The sequence below is a fragment of the Bacillus sp. 7894-2 genome, assembly GCF_002272225.1.
Classification (GTDB): domain Bacteria; phylum Bacillota; class Bacilli; order Bacillales; family Cytobacillaceae; genus Cytobacillus.
Window position 1 is genome coordinate 1 of the sequence record NZ_NPDG01000147.1, and the last position, 2,980, is coordinate 2,980.

Consider the following 2,980-nt stretch of genomic DNA (forward strand, 5'->3'; position numbering starts at 1 on the left):
GGAACCTGGGATTAAGTCCATATAATTGTGTAAAAAGAAAGAGTCATTTTATTCACTCTTGGCAACACTGTTTTCTACCACAGAAAAACTAGTGAAAAGAGGAATAGTAATGACTCAAGTACAGTTTAACCTGAATGTTGATGTTTTAAAAGAAGCTATTGTAAATTCCAATCTTGATATGGTCATTAAATCAGCCGTTGTGTTGGTACTAAATGAGTTTATGGAAAAGGAAAGGGATGACTATTTAAAGGCTGCCCCTTATGAACGCGCTGTTGAACGCCGTGACTACCGAAACGGTTACTATGAACGTGAACTGTTGATGAGTATCGGAAATATAACCTTAAAGGTTCCACGGACACGTAATGGCGAGTTCTCAACTACTGTTTTCGAAAAGTATTCACGATGTGACCAGGCCCTGGTCCTTTCAATGGTGGAGATGGTTGTAAATGGCGTTTCAACGAGGAAAGTGACCAATATTGTAGAACAGCTTTGTGGTAAGAATGTATCCAAATCGTTTGTTTCATCTCTTACACACAAGCTTGATCCCCTTGTGAATGAATGGGCCGGTCGGCCCCTGAATACAACCTACTACCCTTATGTTTTTGCCGACGCTATGTATATAAAGGTCCGTGAGCACAATCGTGTCGTATCCAAGGCTGTTTATATTGCGACAGCCATTGCAGAGAATAACACCCGTGAAATACTTGGCCTAAGTGTTGACCATGCGGAAAGTTACGAAAGCTGGAGCCGTTTTTTTCAACAGCTTAAATCACGCGGCCTTCAATCACCAAAACTACTGATCTCGGATGCTCACCAAGGGCTTCAGAAAGCCATTCAACGTGAATTTATCGGGACGGCCTGGCAAAGATGCAATGTCCACTTCAAACGGAATATCCTAGGAAAATTGCCCAAAAAGGATACAGCCGAAATCCGCATGATGATTAAGCGGATATTTGAAGCAGTTACGATTGATGACATACGCCAGTTCAAGGGTGAATTGATGAACCGTTTTAGTAATGAGGCGAGATTTGAAAAAACGCTTGCCATCTTGGATGAAGGTTTCGAAGATACCATTCAGTATATGAATTTTCCTGAACATATCCGGATCCATATCCGAAGTACCAACTCATTGGAACGGCTTAATCAGGAGGTTCGCAGGAGGGAAAGAGTGATTCGCATTTTCCCCAATTCTCAATCAGCGTACCGTTTGGTTGGCGCAGTTCTGATGCATTACCATGAGTCAGATTACTTAAAGAGGAAATCTTTAATGGGTGGCAGGCTAAAGTAGCCGTATTTTCAGCTTCACTTCCATCATGGATGATTACATCTCCGGGAAGGGATGTCAAATTGAAAACCATTTGACATCCCTTCCCGGAGATGAAGAAAAAAATCCATGGAAGCTTCGCTAAAAAAATGAAAGGGTTTGGTTGAAAACACTTGCCATTGATTTTACACAATAACCAGGACTTGACTGAACCTGGGGCAGCTTCGGACACAAGAAGCGGGAAAAGGGTTGTTAGAGTCGGAACCTGGTCCAACTTCGGACACAAGAAGCAGAAAACGTGCCCACAGAGTCAGAACCCGGCACAAATCCAACCAAAGAGACCGAAAAAAAGCCGGCAGAGTCCAATCCGGCAAACTCAAACCAGAATCTTCTTACCGAAACCACACACTTTCTACTATAATAAAAAAGAGAATAGATAAACTCAGCGCACACGCCAGGTAATTCCCGGGCGTACCTGCGCTTTTCTACTATGGGGTGAGAAAATGAAATTAATTGTAGGGCTGGGGAATCCCGGCAAGCAGTATGATAAAACGAGGCACAATATTGGCTTTGATGTGATTGATGTTTTATCGGACCGGCTGAATATTCCTCTGAATCAGGCCAAGCTGAAAGGCGTATTTGGAGCAGGCTATGTGAACGGAGAAAAAGTATTTCTGCTTAAGCCTCTTACATATATGAATTTATCCGGAGAGTCCATCCGGGCTGTTATGGATTATTTCGAGATTAATGATGATGAACTTGTGGTCATCTATGATGACCTGGATCTTCCTGTGGGCAAGATTCGACTCCGCCAAAAAGGGAGCGCAGGAGGCCACAATGGGATCAAGTCGACAATCGCACATATGGGGACACAGGAGTTTAACAGAATCCGAGTGGGGATCGACCGTCCGCCAAGCGGAATGAAGGTGCCGGACTATGTGCTCGGCCGCTTCACGAAAGAAGAACAGGCCATCATGGACGAAACGGCTAAAAAGTGTGCAGAGGCCTGTGAGGAATGGTTCAAAAGACCATTTTTACAGGTAATGAACGATTTTAATCAATAATCTTCATATTTTATTAATCTTATCATAGAATAATGTATCTCACCTTTGGCGGCAGCGCCGGATGCGTGAATAAGTTCCCTGCCCGGAGTCCATACTAGGATATATGGACAGTTTAACGGGAGGGACAGGCATGTCTATTCATTATCATTGCCGTCATTGCGGAACAAAGATTGGTTCAATAGAGAACAGTTCTGTTTACTCAGAGCAGCTTGGCTTCCATAAGCTAAACGATCAGGAACGCCAGGAGATGATCTCGTATGATCAGTCAGGAGATATGCATGTTCGAGCGATCTGTGAGGATTGCCAGGAATCACTCGAACGCAATCCGGATTATCATCAGCAGGACTTTATTATTCATTAACAAGCTTTGGAGGCAATCCAAAGCGTTTTTCTATTTCTGTTTTGAGGCATTATATATTTGATAGAAACCGTTCTATAGTTTCTTGTTGGATCCTTATGTTATTTAGTAAGATTAATGATAGAAGAAATGGATTTTGCAGACTGTCAGTTTTCAGGCTCAAAGGGGCCTGGAATGACATCTGCCTATTGGCGGTTAAACTGCCAGATCACTTTTATAAAATAAATGAGCTTTTGAACGTTGAGAACTGTCTAGCGCAAGCAGCCTACCCCCTCGAGGTCACAAGCCAATCCT

The 2,980-nt window shown here is 43.1% G+C and carries 3 protein-coding genes; all 3 read left to right on the forward strand.

The genetic code is table 11. The annotated features are described in order from the left end of the window. Positions 1-109: 109 nt before the first annotated feature. Positions 110-1,288, forward strand: coding sequence for an IS256 family transposase (locus tag CHI10_RS20770; protein ID WP_095246051.1), 1,179 nt, complete (start codon positions 110-112; stop codon positions 1,286-1,288). Between the two features lie 479 nt (positions 1,289-1,767). After that, positions 1,768-2,328 (forward strand): aminoacyl-tRNA hydrolase, encoded by a 561-nt coding sequence (gene pth, locus CHI10_RS20775; RefSeq protein ID WP_095246052.1) that lies wholly within the window; start codon positions 1,768-1,770, stop codon positions 2,326-2,328. 130 nt (positions 2,329-2,458) lie between these two features. Further along, positions 2,459-2,689, forward strand: coding sequence for an anti-sigma-F factor Fin (gene fin / locus CHI10_RS20780; protein ID WP_095246053.1), 231 nt, complete (start codon positions 2,459-2,461; stop codon positions 2,687-2,689). Positions 2,690-2,980: the final 291 nt, after the last annotated feature.

Bases quoted from the DNA above. Each gene is read 5' to 3' on its own strand.
- CHI10_RS20770 (WP_095246051.1), top strand. From the start codon at position 110: ATGACTCAAGTACAGTTTAACCTGAATGTTGATGTTTTAAAAGAAGCT.
- pth (WP_095246052.1), top strand. From the start codon at position 1,768: ATGAAATTAATTGTAGGGCTGGGGAATCCCGGCAAGCAGTATGATAAA.
- fin (WP_095246053.1), top strand. From the start codon at position 2,459: ATGTCTATTCATTATCATTGCCGTCATTGCGGAACAAAGATTGGTTCA.